The sequence below is a fragment of the Enhygromyxa salina genome (genome assembly GCF_002994615.1).
GTDB lineage: Bacteria > Myxococcota_A > Polyangia > Nannocystales > Nannocystaceae > Plesiocystis > Plesiocystis salina_A.
The window spans coordinates 48,422-66,155 of the sequence record NZ_PVNK01000118.1 but is presented as its reverse complement, the minus strand read 5'-3'; the positions used below and the strand labels follow the sequence as shown (position 1 = coordinate 66,155).

The 17,734-nt window shown below is 68.4% G+C and carries 13 protein-coding genes; 7 read left to right on the top strand and 6 right to left on the bottom strand.

Annotated features, from left to right (window positions below; translation table 11 throughout):
- Positions 1–162: 162 nt before the first annotated feature.
- On the bottom strand, positions 163–1,533 hold the full coding sequence (locus ENSA5_RS11675; protein ID WP_146155588.1) for a carboxypeptidase-like regulatory domain-containing protein: 1,371 nt from the start codon (positions 1,531–1,533) through the stop codon (positions 163–165).
- Between the two features lie 185 nt (positions 1,534–1,718).
- On the opposite strand from ENSA5_RS11675, the gene ENSA5_RS37505 reads away from it, so the two are divergent.
- From ENSA5_RS37505 to ENSA5_RS11650, 4 genes are all read left to right on the top strand, one after another.
- Complete coding sequence (locus tag ENSA5_RS37505; RefSeq protein ID WP_181197654.1) at positions 1,719–2,648, top strand: hypothetical protein; 930 nt, start codon at positions 1,719–1,721, stop codon at positions 2,646–2,648.
- 66 nt (positions 2,649–2,714) lie between these two features.
- Positions 2,715–3,356: an RNA polymerase sigma factor gene (locus tag ENSA5_RS11660; RefSeq protein ID WP_181197653.1), complete on the top strand. Its 642-nt coding sequence runs from the start codon at positions 2,715–2,717 to the stop codon at positions 3,354–3,356.
- Complete coding sequence (locus ENSA5_RS11655) at positions 3,353–4,291, top strand: tetratricopeptide repeat protein (RefSeq protein WP_106391716.1); 939 nt, start codon at positions 3,353–3,355, stop codon at positions 4,289–4,291. Before ENSA5_RS11660 ends, ENSA5_RS11655 begins: the two co-directional genes overlap by 4 nt.
- Before the next feature lie 63 nt (positions 4,292–4,354).
- Positions 4,355–5,476 carry a hypothetical protein gene (locus tag ENSA5_RS11650; protein ID WP_106391723.1) on the top strand — a complete coding sequence of 374 codons (1,122 nt, stop codon included), beginning with the start codon at positions 4,355–4,357 and terminating at the stop codon, positions 5,474–5,476.
- 203 nt (positions 5,477–5,679) lie between these two features.
- On the opposite strand, the gene ENSA5_RS11645 is transcribed toward ENSA5_RS11650, so the two are convergent.
- Positions 5,680–6,063 (bottom strand): hypothetical protein, encoded by a 384-nt coding sequence (locus ENSA5_RS11645; protein ID WP_146155587.1) that lies wholly within the window; start codon positions 6,061–6,063, stop codon positions 5,680–5,682.
- Positions 6,064–6,739: 676 nt separating this feature from the next.
- Here ENSA5_RS11645 and ENSA5_RS11640 point away from each other — a divergent pair.
- On the top strand, positions 6,740–8,293 hold the full coding sequence (locus tag ENSA5_RS11640) for an HAD-IG family 5'-nucleotidase (RefSeq protein WP_181197652.1): 1,554 nt from the start codon (positions 6,740–6,742) through the stop codon (positions 8,291–8,293).
- A 985-nt stretch (positions 8,294–9,278) separates the two neighbouring features.
- Here ENSA5_RS11640 and ENSA5_RS37500 read toward each other — a convergent pair.
- A complete protein-coding gene (locus tag ENSA5_RS37500; RefSeq protein ID WP_181197651.1) occupies positions 9,279–10,478 on the bottom strand; it encodes a hypothetical protein in 1,200 nt (399 codons plus the stop codon).
- A gap of 338 nt (positions 10,479–10,816) precedes the next feature.
- On the opposite strand from ENSA5_RS37500, the gene ENSA5_RS11630 reads away from it, so the two are divergent.
- Positions 10,817–12,229, top strand: a complete 1,413-nt coding sequence (locus ENSA5_RS11630; protein WP_181197650.1) for a trypsin-like serine protease — start codon at positions 10,817–10,819, stop codon at positions 12,227–12,229.
- 52 nt (positions 12,230–12,281) lie between these two features.
- Positions 12,282–13,355, top strand: a complete 1,074-nt coding sequence (locus ENSA5_RS37495) for an NHL repeat-containing protein (protein WP_181197649.1) — start codon at positions 12,282–12,284, stop codon at positions 13,353–13,355.
- A gap of 57 nt (positions 13,356–13,412) precedes the next feature.
- Here ENSA5_RS37495 and ENSA5_RS11620 read toward each other — a convergent pair whose 3' ends face one another.
- The 3 genes from ENSA5_RS11620 to ENSA5_RS37490 all read right to left on the bottom strand — a co-directional run bounded on the left by ENSA5_RS11620 (position 13,413) and on the right by ENSA5_RS37490 (position 17,711).
- The gene (locus ENSA5_RS11620; protein WP_106391713.1) at positions 13,413–14,183 is read right to left on the bottom strand and encodes a hypothetical protein; all 771 of its coding nucleotides are present in this window, start codon (positions 14,181–14,183) and stop codon (positions 13,413–13,415) included.
- A 55-nt stretch (positions 14,184–14,238) separates the two neighbouring features.
- Positions 14,239–15,993, bottom strand: coding sequence for a hypothetical protein (locus ENSA5_RS11615; protein ID WP_106391712.1), 1,755 nt, complete (start codon positions 15,991–15,993; stop codon positions 14,239–14,241).
- 383 nt (positions 15,994–16,376) lie between these two features.
- Complete coding sequence (locus tag ENSA5_RS37490) at positions 16,377–17,711, bottom strand: hypothetical protein (protein WP_181197648.1); 1,335 nt, start codon at positions 17,709–17,711, stop codon at positions 16,377–16,379.
- Positions 17,712–17,734 lie beyond the last annotated feature (23 nt).

The following is a 17,734-nucleotide window of genomic DNA, read 5'->3' as shown; positions in this document are numbered from 1 at the left end:
CGCTGACGCCCGCCAACTTGCAGCAGGCCTGGTCGATGAGCTCGCCCGACGTCGGCTACGGCGGCGGGCACAACAACGACAACGTCATGGCTGACGTGTGCGTCGAGAACTTCTTGGGTTACGAGGAGCCGTAGCGCAGCCGCCCGAGCTCGTCCGCTCCGGTCACTCGGCGTAGACGAACACGCCGCGCAGATCCTCGGTCCGCGACAGCGCGCTCGGGGCCGGGTTGCCGTCCTTCCATGAGGTCGCCTGGAACCGGTAGTACATGCCTGGGGTCAGCGCGGGGCCGCCGTACTCGACGGTCACCGTGGCGCTGCCGGACACGCCGGGGACCTGATCGTCGCGCCAGATCTCGTCGCCGAGGGCGTCGTGGACCACCACCTCGTAGCGATCCTCGCTGCTGTCGTCGTCGAACTCGAAGGTCGGCGTACCGGTGACCTCCTCCGGTCCGTCGGCCCCGGGCCCGACGACGCCGAGCGCCTCGGTGACCTTGAAGCTGTCTTGAAGGTCGATGGTCTCGCCTGCGGCGACGCTGATCTTGAGGATCTCGGTCCCGGCGATGCTCGTGTCGGGGTCGCGGACCAAAAGGTCGTTCTCGAGCGCGGCGATGATCTTGTAGGTGCCCTCGGGCACGCCGGGGATCGTCCACGTCGAGCTGACGTCGGGCGCCACGCCGGGCTCCGGGGCGCGGAGGCCGAAGGGGACCGGTCCAAACTCGAACACCTCGTTGAACAGCGCGCTGGGGATCATCACGACGGAGGTCAGGCTCCCGCCGGGCGCGTTGACGATGTTGACGCTGCCGCTGACCGTTGCGAGCCCGGTGCCCGCGAGCTCGAGGACGACGCCGTCGACATCGGCGTTGACGTCGAGCACCTCGGGCACGACTTGGAGCCCGCCACGGTAGCCGCGAACGGTATTGGCGCCAGTGGCCACGTTGAATAGCGTGAACGCGCCGCTGCGGTCGGCGATCGTGTAGCTGCCGCTCGCGCCCTCGGCCACGACCAAGGTGCCGGCAGTGTTTTCGCGCTCGCCCGCGATCCGACCCGAGACCGTGAATCCGCTGGCGCCGTCGAGCGGCAGGAGGCCGACGGTCGTCGAAGCGTTCTCGATGACAGACAGGTGGTCGTCGCTGTCGTCGTCGGGGTCGTCCTCGACCGCCGTGACCTCCGAGCTGCTGACCGGGAACGCCGGCTGGAGCCCGCTCGGGTAGAGCTGGTAGTCGGCCGCGCTGGCCGAGAGCGTGAGCGTGAGCGCCGTCGCCGGGTTGCCGTCGCTGTCACGGGGGATCGCTATGGCCAGGGTGTAGTCGCCGTCGGCGTCCGAGATCGCGACCTCACCGACCGGGGCGCCCGTGTCATCGAGGGCGAGCACGCGGGCGCCCGCGATCGGGCTGCCATCGAGGGCGTCGATGACCATGCCGCGCAGCTCGATCGGCCCGGCGCAGATGTAGCCGCCGTCGCCGTCTCGGGGCTCGCAGACCAGCCCGGTCGCGCAGGGCTGCTCGTCGCCTGGGCCGCAGGCTTCTCCGATCACCGCCCCAACGTCGAGATCCCGCGAGCAGCCAGCCGTTGTCCCGACAGCCGTGATCAGCACGGCAGCGAGCCACAGCGGGGGATGGGAGGGATCTGTCTTCAACTTCACGCTGCTTCGACCGGTCCAACTCGATCAATTCCAAGGTAGCTACACTGCGCGGTCCAGCTGGCCTTTTTCAGCCCGACGTGGCACGACTCAAAATGTGGCTTGCTGCCGTCCTCGCCGCGGTGCTGGTTGTGGCGCCGGGGAATCCCGCTGCTCACGAGTTCAGCGCGGACGGCCTCGATCCCGCGGCGGTCGAGCTTGGGCTGCGCGCGCGGGTCGGTGACCAGGTCGATCGTTGGGAGATCTCGGTCGTGCGCGAGCTGTCCGGGCGCTACGCGCTCACGCTGCGCCGGCCTGGGGCTGCGCAGTCCAAGCGACGCACGGTCGAGCTCAGCGGTCAGACCGATGAAGAGCGCAGCCGCGAGCTCGCGTCGACGCTGGCGCTGATCCTCGAGACCGAGACCGAGACCGAGACCGAGACCGAGTCCGAGACTGAGGCCAAGACCAAGACCCCGGTGACGGAGCCGCCCGCGACCCCCGTGGCGGATCCGAGCTCTGATCAGGCCCAAGACGAGGTTTCAGAGGTCGAGCTGCCGGTCGCCTTCGTCGGCCTGGAGACCCACGTGGGGCTCGGTCCGCCGCGCTCGCCGGACCCCGACTTCGGCCTCGGGCTCGGTGGTGGCGCGTGGGTCCTGGGCGATCGCCTCCAGCCGCGTGGACGGGTGCGCTGGTCTCACGGTCGGTCCAAAGATCTCCGCGTGCACCAACTCGACGTCGGGCTGGGCCTCGCCGCGGGGGGCCCCATCGCTCGGCGGCGACTGTGGGTCGGCGGGCTGGTGATGCCGGCGCTCGAGTGGACTCACGCCGAACAGCTCCGCTCGGCCACGGCGTGGTCGGGGGGCGGCGAGCTCTGTGCGCTCGCGCAGTACCGCTTCGAGCGCGTGGTCCTTGGTGTCCGAACCGGAGTGGAGACCACCTTTTCTGCGTTGCGCGTGCGCGGCACCGACGATGTAATTCACCGAGGTCACCTGCGCTGGCTGCTCGTGCTCGAGGTTGGCGTCGGGATCTGAGGTGGCGCTTGGAATTGCGGTGATCGGGGCGGTCTATCAGTTGTGCACCGGGCTACAATGGCCCCCGTGGGTGATCGGGGCGGCACCGAGGGGTGCTCGGAGGGGGCGACTGTTCATCGCCTCCACCCGAAGGCGCCCGAGCGGGCGACCGCTGCCCACGAGCTGCTCGCGCGCGCGCGTCGTCATGACCCCGCCGCCCAGCGTGAGCTCTTCGAGCTCCACAAGGTCCGGGTCACCGCGCAAATCCAGCGCATGACCGGCGATCCGGCGGCCGTCGACGACCTCGTTCAGGAGGTCTTCATCGCCGCCTTCGGCAGCCTCGCGCGCTTCCGCGGCGACAGCGAGCTCCAAACCTGGCTGTACCGCATCGCCGCAAACAAGGTCCGCAATTGGTGGGACAGCGACCGCCGTCGCCGTCGGCGTGAGCAACAAGCTTCCCAGGTTCCCCAAGGCAGCCCCCCCACGCCGCACGACGAGCTCGAGACCCGTGAGCACCGCGAGCGCCTCTACGAAGCGCTGGGTCAGCTCTCGCCCCGGCTGCGCGAGGCCTTTGTCGCGCGGGCGATCGAGGGCATGTCTCTGCACGAGGCCAGCGCTGCCCTCGAGGTCCCGATCAGCACGGTCTCCTATCGGGCCCGCCGGGCCGAGGCGCTGCTGTGCCAGGCCCTCGAGGTCTTCGGTCCTTCGGGCGAGGAGCAGGGGCGGTGAGCGGGGGCGAGGCCGATGAGCTCGTGACCCCGGGCCTGCGCCGCTTCGTCGAGGCCGCGCGCGAGCAGCCGATCACCGCGACCCGCGTGACCGCCGAGGCCGTCCTCGCCGGGCTCGAGCAGGAGCGGCGCCGGACCCAGGGGCGACGCACGCTGATGCTCAGCGCAGCGCTCGCCCTCGCCGCTTCGATCGCTGCCATTGCCTTGCTGTCACCCTTGCTCTCGGACCGCAAAGCCGGAGCACAGGAGCTCGCCCTCGACCCCGACGGCGCAGCGTCCAAAGTTGACGCCGAGGGCGGTTCGGGATCGGCATCGTTAGATGGGCTCGCCCACGCGATCAGGCTGCGCTCGAGCAGCACCGTGGAGGTCCGCGGTCCGTGGTCGATCGCGCTCGGTGAGGGAGTCCACGAGCTCGAGGTCCGCGCGACCCCCGGCCACGCGCTGAGGGTCTCGCTGCCTGATCGAGAGCTCGAACTGGTCGAGGGCAGCGCGACAATCGAGATCGTCGAGGGCAGCGCAGCGCTTCGCTTGCACACTGGCGTGGCCGCGTGGGTTGACGCCGGGGCGGCGGTCACACATCGCACCGCGATCAGCGTGGAGCACATCGAGGAGGGGGCACCCGAGGCGAACTCGCCGGAGCCGTCGGCGGCGGTTCTCGCTCGGGAAGCCGACTCCCTGCTCGTCGCCGGCAAGCGGGACGAGGCGATCGGCGTCTTGCGTCGTCTCGTCCTCGAGCACCCTCACGCAAGCCAGACTCGCGCGGCCGTCTTGGATCTCGGCCGACTCCTGCGCAACGCCAAGCGCGGGGACGAAGCCCGCTGCGCGTACGAGCTCTACCTTCACCGCTGGCCGGGCTCCGCGGTCGAGGGCGAGGTTCACTCGCTGCTCGAAGGCTTGGGGCCAGGTCGTGACTGTCGCGGGCTGACCCCGCGTTGAGCCCGTGGTGGGCACCAACGAAGGACTCTGGAAACGACGATGAACACGCTGTCCAACGCCCCAATGTCGAGTCTCCGACTCTCCTTGATCCTCTGCGCGGGGCTCTCACTGTCGATCGCCTGTGGCGGAACCAACAGCGAGGGGGAGGCGACAGGGGCCGAGACCGGCCCAGGTGAAGGTGAAGGTGAGGGTGACGGCGACTCGGGTGACAACGACGGTGGCACGGGAGAGGGTGACGGGGACACAGGTGACGGAGACGGTGACCCCGGCGACGGCGACGGCGACGGCGACTCGGGCGACGGCGACGGGGATGGCGACACCGGAGACGGCGACGGCGACGGGGCCACGTGTGGCGACGGCGTGATCGACCCCGGCGAGGAATGCGACGACGGCGACGAAAATGGCGACACCTTCGCGTGCTTGTCAGACTGCACCAACAACGTCTGCGGTGACGGCTTCGAGGGCCCCGACGAGGGGTGCGACGACGCCAACACCGAAGATGGCGACGGCTGCTCGGCCATGTGCCTGCTCGAGGACGCCGCCCCCGAGGCGATCTACTGCGGCAACAAGGTCTACGAATGCGGTGACACGATCGACAATGACATGGACGGGGTCATCGATCTGTTCGACCCCGAGTGCATCTCGCCCTGCGACGACGACGAGAGCACCTTCGAGACCAACTTGCCGGGCCAGAACAACGACTGCAAGGGCGACTGCTACTTCGACGACAACTCGGGCGGCGGCGACGACCAATGCGAGTGGAACCTCAAGTGCGACCCCGAGAATCCCGGGGCCGAGATCGGCTGCGAGTACGATCCGAACTTCAACATGTGCGGCGTCGAACTACCCCAGAACTGCCTCGACTTTTGCACGCCCTTGGTGCCCAACGGCTGCGATTGCTTCGGCTGCTGCGAGATCGAGGGGCAATTCGTCTATCTGGATGGCGCCGAATGCTCGCTCGAGAACCTCGACGCTTGCCAGTCCTGCACCTTCTTCGAGAATTGCAACAACCCCTGTGAGCCCGAGCTGTGCGAGCTTTGCTTCGGCCAAGATCCAGACGATCTGCCGCCAGAGTGCGACGAGCCCGGGTGCCCCGACGGCGTGACGTCATGCACGGATATCTCGGACTGCGAGATAGGCTGGTTTTGTCAGACGGGCTGCTGCGTGCCGATTGAGCCGGGCTAGCGCTGAATCAAGCGCCGCGCGCTCGATTCAAGTCTAGCAGCCCGGGGTGCAATGCCTCGCGCCGCCTCGCTTGGCCTTTTCGCCGAGGGCTTTGTCGCCAAAACTTGCAGTACGCCCGGTACAGCCGCGTTTTGGCTTCGCGCCCTCGGCAAAAAATCCGGCGCGAGGCGACACGATGCATTGCACCCCGGGCTGCTAGGATCCTAAGCGGAAGGGGGAACGCAGGCCTTGCCGCCGCCTCCGTCGGTGAAGGTGATGTTGGCCGAGCAATTCGACTCGACGTCGGGCCCGCGGTTGAGGTTGCACTCTGCCTTGTCGACGCAGATCCGAAAACAATAGTTGTTCCCGTCGTCGTGGGCGACGCAGGCCGCGCCCTCGGGGCAGTCGACATCGAGCTCGCAGTCTTTGATGCCACAGTAGCCGCCCTTGAACTGGGCCAGGCACGCCTGACCGTCGAGGCAGTCTGCGGCGCCCGAGCACTCCGCGCCGACGCCGAGCTCGTCGGCCTCGGTTCCGGGGCCAGCGCAGGCGAAGGTCAGGGCGAAGCTGGCGAAGAACGCGAGCGGGAGCAGGGCGGGGCGGCGCATGGTGAGATTGTCGCCTCCCATGCGGGGCGGCGCAAACAAGCTTGGCCCGCTCGGCCCGCGTTGCAGTAATACTCGGCGATCACACTCTGACGGCGGCCGGAGGTCAGGCGGTGAGCCTGCGTTTGGTACCGCCGAGGCTGGTGAGACGAAGCAGACGAGCGAGCAGAAAAACGCGATCCGGGCGAGGGCGAGCTGAGGTCGCGGATGGAGAGGTAGAGCGCCCCGGTGGAGTCGTGACCCCGCGCGACGGGGTAGTGGTTGTGGCCCGTGCCGCCGGCGGCGGGCATCAGCTCCCAGCCGGGGCCGGCTCCGTCGGCCGTGGGTGGTCGGGCGGCCCCCCACGGCATAGGCGTCGCTGGCCTCGTCGACGGTGAGCCCGAAGGCCTATGACTCGCCCGACATCCGGTGACCGTCGTCTCCCCGCTCGGGCCCTCGCCCATCGGGCCCTATTTGGCGACCCAGCCCTGGAGCTCGCCCTGGTCGTCGGACGTCTGCGCGGCGCTCGAACAGGCGAGGAGCAGGGCAGGGATCAGGCAGACGGGGCCAGGCGAGAGCTTTTGGTCATCATCGGCCAACCCTAGCGGCGGGGGCTCAATCCGGCAGCTGCGCAGGGAGCCCGCGATTCCTCGCGCGCGATGTCGCGATGTATCGACACAGTGCTAACCTCGCCGGACGAATGGCGAGCGAGCAGGAACTCCCCGACCCCATCCGCAGGCTCCTACGCAGCGTCGGACACGAGCACGAGACCCCCCGACCGCGACGGATCTTCACCAACCGCGACCTCGACTTCGAGAAGGTCCCCGTCGTCGGCTTCGACATGGACTACACGCTGGCGCGCTACCGCCAGGCCGAGCTCGAGGCCCTCTCGCTCGAGGCCACGATCGCCAAGCTGATCCTCGCCGGCTGGCCCGAGGTCCTGCGCGAGGTTCAGCCCGATCCCGAGTTTGCGATCCGTGGGCTGCTCGTCGACAAGCTCCGCGGCAACCTGCTCAAGATGGATCGTCACGGCTACGTCGGCCGCGTCTACCACGGCCGGACGATGCTCAACCGCGCCCAACGCAAGGCGATCTACAGCTCGCAGCGGGTCGGCCGTGAGCGCACGCGCTTCAGCTACGTCGACACGCTGTTCTCGCTGCCCGAGGTCACGCTCTACGCGGCCGTCATCGACCTCATCGATCAGTCGCCGGAGGTCTGGGGCCCCGGCGGCCCGCCGGACTACGCGACCGCGTGGAACAGCGTGCGCCACGCGATCGACGAGGCCCACCAGGACGACAGCATCAAGTCGCGGATCAAGGCCGACGTCGCCGCCTACTTCGACAAAGATCCGGACCTCGCCGCGACCCTCCACAAGCTGCGCTCGGCCGGCAAGAAGCTGTTTTTGCTGACCAACAGCTACTTCCCCTACACCGACAAGGTCATGCGCTACATCCTCGGCGGCGAGGACTCGACCTACGACAGCTGGATCAGCTACTTCGACTGGGTCATCGTCGGCAGCTGCAAGCCCGGCTTCTTCACCGACTCCGAGCCCTACTGGGAGATCGACATCGAGACCGGTCGCAGGGTGGGCAAGCCCGTGGCCGAGCCGGCCAAGGGCCGCGTCTACGAGGGCGGCAACCAGATGGGCTTGCAGCGGGTCCTGAGCGTGTCGCCCGACGAGATCCTCTACGTCGGCGACCACATCTACGGCGACATCGTTCAGAGCAAGAAGACCTCGGGCTGGCGGACCGTCTTGATCGCCGAGGAGCTCGAGCGGGAGATGCGGGTCCGCGCCGATCACCACGTCGCGCTCGAGGAGATCCGCGCGCTCTCGGAGCTGTGGGAGCGGCTCAGCGAGGAGGTCTCGGATCAGCGCTATCTCCAGCGCGGGCTCGAGCTGCTCAGCCCCACCGCCGTCGGTGAGGAGTACGCGGCCCGGCGTCAGGACATGACCGAGGCCGCGGCCGTGGCCCTGCTCGACGAGCTCCGGGCCCGCGCGTACGAGCGGCTCAAGCGTCTGCGCAACCACGAGGACTCCGTCGGCGAGTACGTCAAGCAGCGCAGCGCCGAGGTCGACCGCGCGTTTAATCGCTACTGGGGCTCGGTGTTTGCCGAGCGATATGACGCGAGCTTTTTTGGTGCGCAGCTCGAGAACTATGCTTGCTTGTATACGAGCCGGGTGAGCAACTTCTTGCTAGTTAGCCCCAACCGCTACTTCCGCGCGCCTCACGGCTCCATGCCTCATTGGTTTTAGACCCCCCTGGGCGTCAGCGACTTTGCCACGCACGGCCGCAAGCGGCCGGTCGGTCGGTCGCTGCGCTCCCTCCCTCGGTGGGCTGGTATGAGCTTGGCAATGGTCTCCGTGGCCCCCTAGAAGGGGGCTGGTTTAGACCCCCCCGGGCGTCAGCGACTTTGCCACGCACGGCCGCAAGCGGCCGGTCGGTCGGTCGCTGCGCTCCCTCCCTCGGTGGGCTGGTATGAGCTTGGTAATGGTCTCCGTGGCCCCCTAGAAGGGGGCTGGTTTAGACGCCCCCCGGGCGTCAGCGACTTTGCCACGCACGGCCGCAAGCGGCCGGTCGGTCGGTCGCTGCGCTCCCTCCCTCGGTGGGCTGGTATGAGCTTGGTAATGGTCTCCGTGGCCCCCTAGAAGGGGGCTGGTTTAGACGCCCCCCGGGCGTCAGCGACTTTGCCACGCACGGCCGCAAGCGGCCGGTCGGTCGGTCGCTGCGCTCCCTCCCTCGGTGGGCTGGTATGAGCTTGGCAAAGGTCTGCGTGGCCCCCTAGAAGGGGGCTGGTTTAGACCCCCCCGGGCGTCAGCGACTTTGCCACGCACGGCAGCAAGCGGCCGGTCGGTCGGTCGCTGCGCTCCCTCCCTCGGTGGGCTGGTATGAGCTACGCAATGGTCTCCGTGGCCCCCTAAAAAAGGGCTGGTTTAGACCCCCCCGGGCGTCAGCGACTTTGCCACGCACGGCCGCAAGCGGCCGGTCGGTCGGTCGCTGCGCTAGTGGAGGTCGGGTTGGTGTGGAGGATGTCGGCGAACATCTCCGCACTACGCCCCCTCTCCTTCGAAGCGAATTGAGCCCCCTTTTAGGGGGCCACGGAGACCGCTGCCAAGCTCATACCAGCCCACCGAGCGAAGGAGCGTAGCGACGTAGCGACCGGCCGCTTGCGGCCGTGCGTGGCAAAGTCGCTGACGGCCGGGGGGGTCTAAAGTCGCTGACGGCCGGGGGGGTCTAAAACTACATTGGGTTTGCTTGGCAGGCTTGGACGATGACGTCGACGGCGCTTTGGAAGAAGGGGACGTAGTCGTCGTCGCAGCTGGGGCCGTGGAGGCCCTGGTCGCCGAACTTGTCGATGAACTCGACCCAGTGATCGCCGGCGCCGGGGGTGAACGAGCAGTTGTTGTCGTCGCCGGGGGTCAGGCCGAGGGTGACGATGCGATCGAGGTCGCCGCCCTTGGCGGCGAGCACGGCGTCGAAGGCCTCCTGGGGCGAGTTGACCTCGTTGTTGCCGTCGTCGTCGCTGATGAAGGTGACGACGAGGATCGCGTCGTCGCGTAGCCAGCCGTCGTTGCAGCCGTTGGGGGCGTTGAGGGGCTCGCTGACAGCCTGGACGATCGCGTCGATCGGGCGCTCGGTTGGGAAACCGGCGAGGCCGACGTGGGCCATGCAGTCGAACATGCTGCTCTTGTCGGGCTCGGCCTCGATGATGTAGCGGTTGCCGCCGAAGGGGTCGCAGAACATGTTGCTCGCGCCCTGGCCGGCGGGCTCGACCACGCCCGCGCCGAGGGTGATGTCACACTCCTCGACCTCCATCGTGCATGCGTAGCCGTTGGGCCCCTCGCAAGTCTCGTGGAGGTTGTTGGGGTTGGCGCAGTTGCCGGGCGTGCACCAGCCGCTCAGATCCGTGTCGGTCACGAGGATGTGATCGTCGGTGTCGAGGCTGTTCTCGATCGCGGAGATGAAGCCCGGGAACGCCGCGGTCAGGGCGTCCTGCTCGGGCAGCATCGAGATCGAGTTGTCGATCACGAACAAGAAGTCGACCTTCGCGCACGCGTCGACGTCGCCGTCGCCCGTGTCGCCGTCGCCATCACCCGTGTCGCCGTCACCATCACCCGTGTCGCCGTCACCATCACCCGTGTCGCCGTCACCATCACCCGTGTCGCCGTCACCATCACCCGTGTCGCCGTCACCATCACCCGGGTCGCCGTCGCCATCACCGGGGTCGCCGTCGCCGTCACCGGGGTCGCCGTCGCCGTCACCGGAGTCACCGTCGCCGCCGTCCTGATCGGAGCCCTCGTTGCTGCTCGCCGACCCGCTCTCGTCCGCGGTCTCACTCCCGGCCGAGTTGGCCTCAGCCCCGCCGTCGCTCGTCGAATCTCCACAGCCGAGCACGAGCGCGAGCGACATCAACCCCAGTTCCTTTGTAAAGCGCGTCACGGGTCCACTATAGGCTGACGGGCGGGCGTTGTGGGCTACTGAAACAACCACTGACAATGGGCAAGAGTGTGCGACACCAGGTGTCGGCTTGGGCGAGGACCGGCCGGGGCTCGACGATGGCTGCGAGCTCGGACGCGATCCGCTCGGCGCTCCAACATGGCCCATCAGTGCCAGCGTACGATGCGCCCCGCGAGCGCCGGTCCGCAAAGTCACATTTTACGCGGAAATATGAGGAGTGTGGGGTTTTACAGGAAAAATCTGGCGGGAGAGGGCACTATCGGCGCCGTCTCATGGGCTCGCGAAACCTATCCCCCTTCGCCCACCTTTCTTTCTTTGCCGTGCTCACGCTCCCCTGCCTCGCGCAGGCCGGTTCACCCGAGGGTATCGATGGGCCCGATCAGGATCCGCTGATCGCCAACGGCTCGGGTGTGGGCCAGTGCGCCTGGCCGACGGCGGTCGCCGTGAGCGGTGGCGGTGGCCTGTGCACGGGCACGCTGATCCACGAGCAGCTGGTCGTGTACGCGGCTCACTGCGGCGGCGGCAACAAGACCATTCGCTTCGGCGAGAGCGCGTTCAGCGGCGGGCGGACCGAGCCCATCGCGTTTTGCCGGACCAACCCCGACTACGCCGGGACGGACGACCAAGGCCACGACTGGGCGTTTTGCCGGCTTCAGAACCCGGTCACCGATCTGCCGATCACGCCGCCGGTCGCCGGCCCGTGCGAGAACACGATCATCCAGATCGGCCAGCAGGTCGCGGTGGTTGGCTTTGGCCAGACCTTGCAGGGGGACACCGGGACCAAGAACTGGGGCTTCACCACCCTGCTCGCGGTCGACAAGCCCGGCAACAAGGTCTCGCTCGGCGGCGTGGGGACCTCGTCGGTGTGCCCGGGGGACTCTGGTGGTCCAGCCTTCGTGCAGTTCCCCGACGGGAGCTGGCGGACCTTTGGTATCGCGTCGACGGTCAGCGGCGGCTGCGGTGGCAACGGGACCCACTCGCTGCTCGAGGGGGCGCTGCAGTGGATCGAAGCCGAGAGCGGCCTCGACGTGACCCCGTGCACCGACTTCGAGGGTAACTGGGCGCCCGGCCCGAGCTGCGGCGGGTTCATGGCCCAGCCTCAGAACCAGGGCTCGGGTTCGTGGGACAGCTGGTGCGCGGGTACGCCCACGAGCTCGGTCAGCGACGTGTGCGGGCCGGCGTGGGACGAGTTCGACGACGCCAAGCTGCCGACGGTCGCGATCACCGAGCCGATCTGGGGTGAGACCTTTGCGGTCGACAGCTCGCTCGACATCCTCGTCGACGCCTTCAAGGACCCCTCGGGCTACTCGATCAAGGAGGTCCGCCTCGAGATCAACGGCGCGGACGTGGCCTCGGACCTCGCGGACCCCTACGGCTTCTTCAACGCTCAGTTCGTCAACGAGGGCGTGTACACCATGGTCGCTGTCGCCGAGGACTGGGCCGGCAACATCGTCGAGTCCGATCCTGTCGCGATCGGGATCGGTGACGCCGAGGTTCCACCGGAGCCCGAGCCCGACCCCGACGAGGGCGGCGCAGATGGTGGCGACGGAGGCGAAGACGGCGACGCGGGGACCACGGGCGCGACGGACTTTGGTGGCGACGACTTTGACGGCAGCAAAGAGGGCTGCGCGTGCAGCTCAGCTCCGAGCTCGAGCGGGACGACGCCGTCGGGTTGGTGGCTGCTGGCCGGGGTTGGCCTGCTCGGGCTGCGGCGGCGACGAGCGCGGGGCTGAGCGCGGTTGACAGCGCGCGCCGACCCGCGGGACCGTCTGCGAGGAGGCGCGCATGGTTAATCGTCAGCTGTTGATCTTGGGTTTTGTCTGCGTGGTGTTCGCGTGCGGTGACGACGGGGTCGCCGAGGGTGACGGGGGCACGGGCTCCGGGAGCGAGACCGCCGGGAGCGAGACCGCGGAGCCTTCGGAGTCCGGTGACCAGGACGGTGATGGCGACGGTGACCCGGGCGACGGCGACGGGGACGGAGATGGCGACGGAGACGGAGACGGAGATGGCGACGGGGACGGAGATGGCGACGGGGACGGAGATGGCGACGGGGACGGAGACGGGGACGGGGACGGGGATGGCGACGGCGACGGCGACGGCGACGGAGATGGCGACGGCGACGGAGACGGAGATGGCGACCCTGATCCGATCTTCGGCGAGTGGCTGCTGACCTCCGACCAGGTCGGACAAGCCGTGCGCCTGCTTCGGATCGACCTGTCCGAGGACCAGCTCGGCGAGACCGACATCATCTGCGACGACGTGACCTTGCCGATGGGCGTCCCGCAGAAGCAGTTCACCTCGCTCGCCTTCCTCGACAACGTCTTGTACGCCGTCCGCGATCAGAACCTGATGACCCTCGACCCGTGCACCTGCGAGGCCGAGCTCGTCGGGGTCTTCGCTCAGTCGGGGATCGCGGGTATCGCCGTCAACTCGAACGACCTCATGTACGGCGTGAGCGCGGGCTCCGATGTGCTGCTCGAGATCGACCCGTCCGACGCCTCGACCCAGGTCATCACGAACTTCAACTTCAACGTCGGCAATCACGGCCTGACCTGGTCCAACGCCCAGGTCAACGAGCTCTACTTCATCGAGGCGTCCGGCGACGTCCTGCGCGTGCTCGACGGCAGCGACCCCTCGGTCGAGAAGGACCAGGTCGCCCTCAGCCTCAACTTCACCAGCGTCGGCGCCGAGATGCACCCCGGCAACGAGGTCCTGTATGCGTGCAGCGGGAGCGACGAGCTGTACTCGGTCGACATCATGACCGGGCAGGTCGACGTGGTCACGACGATGGACGGCTACAGCGCGCCGTGTGCGGCGATCGGGGCCCCGTGGGGTCCCGTCGACTGCGTGCCGATGTAGCGCGCAAAAAAACCGGCCCGAGCATGGCTCGAGCCGGGAGCTGCGATCGATCGATGCTCACCCGTCGAGCGGATCGAGCGCGATGCTCAGACCATCACCGTCAACCTCGATCGCAAACCGAGCCCCGGGCGTGAAGCTGGTCAGCGAAGCTGGGGCCGTGAAGCGCACGCGCCCGCGGTCGGGCTGGAGCCCGTGCTCGTCGCAGCCGTCGCGCTGCTCGAGGTAGACCCGCAAGGTCTCGCCCGCGCCGAGCTCGACCCCAACCCAGATCTTGTCGCCGCCGCGGATCGACACGCCGGTCGCGTGCGACAGCTGCTCGAACGCGCGCCGGGGGATGCACAGGCGCCCGTCACCGTGGACCGAGGCGACCATCTCGGCGTTGGCCTGGGCCGCGGCCGCGGCGAAGCGCTGGCGCTCGAGCGCGGTCGGGGTGAAGCCCGGGCGCGGGATCTCGACCTCGAAGTCGTGGGCCTGACCGAGGACCGGCGTCGGCGCGTAGACGAAGACCTCGGTCCCGGCCGGGGTCCGGCTGCGGCCGTCGGTTCGGCGCGGGACCTGAACCGCGGCGGTCACCTGGCCGTGGCGATCGCGGTATTCGATCGCGCCTTGATGAAACAGGTCTTTGACGAATTCGCCGAGCTCGGTGACGGCGAAGCGAAAGTCCGCTCGCTCGACTCGCAGCGCCCGCGCGAGCTCGCCCGAGGAGAAGCAGCTGCCGTGGACAGACGCGTGGTCGATGAGGGTGCACACGGCGTCCTGCCAGGTGCGCTCGGTTGCGATGCTGGGCTGATCGTCGGTGTTGATGTCGGTGGCGGTGGCGGTGGTCATGGCGAAGCTCGTTTCGTGGTGGTGGGTCTCGGACGGGGGAGGGGCAGGCGCTCGCTCAGCTCAAGCTGGCCTCGACGACGTAGCGAATGCGCTGATAGTTGGGGTCGAAGATGATGTGCTCGTCATTGGCGAGGCTCGACACGTACTTGTCGTAGGCCGCGACGCTGTCCTTGCCCTTGGGCGGGCTCGCCCACGATCCGCACGAGCGCGCCATGTAGGGATCACCCATGACCACGTCGGACAGGAACATGAAGAAGCCGCGACCGCGGATGTTGCCGCCCGAGGCCCAATAGCTGTTGCCGTGCCCGGTGTAGCCGTAGGACTTGCGCCAATCGGTCGCAAAGTAGATCCCGTGACCGAAGGCCGCCCCGGTGATCTGGGCCCCGGGCAGCGAGCGCGGGAGCCGGAGGTTGCCGCCGAGGATCGGGTGAATGTTGACGGCCCGGGTCCCGTGAATGCCGAGGAACACGTTGGCCTTGTCGGCGTATGCCTGGATGTCGGCGAGGTCGCTGCGGCGCACGGGCTGGAGCCGCGCGCGCTCCTTGACCTTCTTGTTGCCGAGCTTCTTGGCCACGCAGGCGACGGCCTTGACGAATTTCTCATCGCGATCGGGGCGCCGGACCTCGAAGATGTTCTTGATCACGAGCTTGCCCTTCATGTAGGAGTGGCGGTTGTTGCTCATGGCCTTGTAGACGGCGGCCAGCCACTTGCCCTTGGTCGACTTGGGGTCGATCCAGGTCAGCTGGGCGTTGAGGACCTTGTCGGGGTCGATCTCGTCCTCGGTCTTCTTGTCTTCGACGCTGAAGTCCTCGTTTTGGAGCGACGAGGCGAAGGCGTCGAGGTCGTTTTGGATGGACAGGACGTTGTCCGATGAGAGGATCGTGGCCGCGGCGCGCTGGCGAGCCGAGCCGCCGCGGGGGATGACCCGGGGCACGAGCGCGGCGACGAGCTTCGAGATGCTCACGAGCTTGTCGTCGCTGATCTGGAGGTCGAGCAGCCGCCGCTCCCACGCGCTCTGGCTCTCGCGCTTGCGCTTGGGGTTGGCCTTGGAGATCCCGGCGATGCGCTCCATCGCGAGGGGCAAGAACTCGTCGCGGACCTCGGTGATCGAGCTCATGGTCGGGATCACGCCGGTCGCCTGGGACGCGGCGCGGGCGTACTCGCGGGTCCCGCCGACGAGGTCCTTGGCCAGGGCCACGACCTGGGGCTGGAAGTTCTTGCTCGGCTTGGGCTTGGACTTGGACTTGGACTTGGACTTGGACTTGGCGGCCTTCGTCTTGCTCGCGGGCTTGGCCGCCTTGACCACGCCCGTGTCGTCCTTGATCGAGTAGGCGTCGGGCAGGCCGCGCTCGCGGGTTGCGAGGGACTGGACAATGTACGCGTCCTTGGCCTTGCCGGCCTTGTCGGTCTTGGCCACCCAGATCGTCTTGCTGCCGACCTGCTTCTTGGTCAGGCGCCCGAGGTTCTTGGACCGGCACTGCTTGGCGAAGGCCGCCCGGGCCTCGGCCTCGCTCGCGCACTTGGTGAACATGAAGTTCATGCCCGACTTGGGCGAGGCCCCCGACCAGCTCCGGCCGCCGCTGATCCGGCCCCACTCGGTGTAGACGAACCAGGTCCCGCGGGCCTCGAGCACGCCCGCGTGGTAGTACTTGGAGCTGTTGCGGTCGTCGAACTGATTCACCGAGGCCATGTCAGCGATGCCGACGTCATCGGCGAAGTCGCCCTGGTCCTTGGCCGGGCGGCCCTGGTAGGTGAACTCGTTGGGGGCGAAGCCCGAGGGGATCTGCTTGCGTCCGAACTTGATGGCCATGGTGATGTATCCCTTTTGTAATGTGGGTATTTGTCCGGCGAGCTTCGACGACTGTGGTGATTGTTGAGCTGCGGGTCGGGGGTTCGGGTGAAGGCTCGCCGCCCCGACGCACGACCAGCATGAACCCCATCCTCGTGACCGTCAGCGACGCTGGGGTCACGTGGGGATCACCGCGGCGTGCGGCTGTCACCGTTTCTGACCGAGGCTCCGAACCGGGCCCAGGACCGATCTAATGGCAATATTCGGACGAAGGGGGGCGGTCTTGACCGACCGCGGTGACGGACGGTGACGGCGGACCGTACCGAACTCGCGAGCTGGAGAATTGGCCGGGGCCCGGCCAGCGTTGGGCGTCCACGACGGCCCGAGGCCGGGTCAGATCGCGATCACTTGGCCGACGGCGACTGCCGCCATTTGATGCCCGCTTCGCTCGGCGCGTAGCTCAGGAGCACGCCGCCCTCGGCCCCGTCAACGAAGCCCGCGCTGGCCCAACCCTCGCTGTCGTCGAGCTGCCGGGCCGTGGTCGGGCCCGCAGCGCTGAGCTCGACGAGCGCGAGCGCAGGCGCGGCCTCGGGGTTCGTCGACGGGACCGCGACCACGAAGACCGCGGCCGCGCCCCGGGTCTGGCCGCCGAACACGTCGGTCACCCGGACGTCGGGGACGACCTTCGACCAGGTCGGCGCGCCGTCACGATCGAAGCCCACGGCCACGAGCTGATCGTGGGCCTGGAGGTAGTTCTTCTTCGCGGTGCCAAGGGCGACGAAGCCCGCGTCACCGAGGTCGACGATCGCCCGCAGCAGCTGGTGTGGGTCCGCGCCCTCGATCGTCAGCTTGTCTTGCTCGACGTCGTCCCCCGCGGCTCCGGCCCCGCCGTCGCCGGGGCACTTGGCCCACCACGACTCGCCGAAGGCCTTCGCGCGCGAGCCGATCGCAAGCAGGTCCTCGCGGCCCTCGCCTCGCCGGGCCAGGCCCCGGATCTGGGTGTAGCCGTAGCTGCCGATGAATTTTTGCCAGCGTTGCTCGCCCTTGGCGTCGAGCGAGACCAGCCAGCCCTGGGCGTCGACGTAGCCGCCGACAAGCGCGAGCTCACCCTCGGTCGCGCCGACGAGCACGTCGAACATCTCCGTCGTGTTGGGGCTGTCGAGGTCGACCTGGACACCGAGCTGGGCGTCGCCGTCGACGGCCCCGAACCACCCGCGGGCGTCGAAGCCGATCCCGTGGGTGCCGGTCAGGAATGCGCCGCCTTTGCCGTCGGCGACCGCGGCCCGGACCGCCCCGGAGTCGAGCTTGGTCGAGCTCGTGCGTTGGTCCGAGCTGGCGACGAAGCCGAGCCAGCGCCAGCTCGGCGACGGGCGACCGGGGCGGCGCTGAAAGTAGGCCTGACCGGCGAGCAAGAGACCACCGCGCAGGGCGACCGCCGCCCGCGGGGCGAGCTCGTCGGTGCCCTCGGGCAGCGCGAACTCACCCTCGCCGCTCGGCGCGAGCGCGAGGGTCTCGAGCGTGGGGACCTCTGGGAGATCCTCGGCGACCAGATCCTTGCGGGCAATCTCGGGCTTGGGCTCGCGGCGGGTGGGCTGCCACTCGGGCTCGGGCTCGGGCTCGGGCTCGGGCGCGGGCTCGGTCGCCGCGTCTGCCTTGGCCGCGGGCTCGGCCTGCTTGGTGTCTTGGGTCGTGCAGGCGAGGGTCAGCAGGCTCAGCCAGGTGATCGCAGCGCGGCGCATCGCAGCGGACCTTAGCGCCGCCG

Coding starts and splice junctions, on each gene's coding strand:
- ENSA5_RS11650 (WP_106391723.1), top strand. CDS start 4,355: ATGTCGAGTCTCCGACTCTCCTTGATCCTCTGCGCGGGGCTCTCACTG.
- ENSA5_RS11645 (WP_146155587.1), bottom strand. CDS start 6,063: ATGCGCCGCCCCGCCCTGCTCCCGCTCGCGTTCTTCGCCAGCTTCGCC.
- ENSA5_RS11640 (WP_181197652.1), top strand. CDS start 6,740: ATGGCGAGCGAGCAGGAACTCCCCGACCCCATCCGCAGGCTCCTACGC.
- ENSA5_RS37495 (WP_181197649.1), top strand. CDS start 12,282: ATGGTTAATCGTCAGCTGTTGATCTTGGGTTTTGTCTGCGTGGTGTTC.
- ENSA5_RS11620 (WP_106391713.1), bottom strand. CDS start 14,183: ATGACCACCGCCACCGCCACCGACATCAACACCGACGATCAGCCCAGC.
- ENSA5_RS11615 (WP_106391712.1), bottom strand. CDS start 15,993: ATGGCCATCAAGTTCGGACGCAAGCAGATCCCCTCGGGCTTCGCCCCC.
- ENSA5_RS37490 (WP_181197648.1), bottom strand. CDS start 17,711: ATGCGCCGCGCTGCGATCACCTGGCTGAGCCTGCTGACCCTCGCCTGC.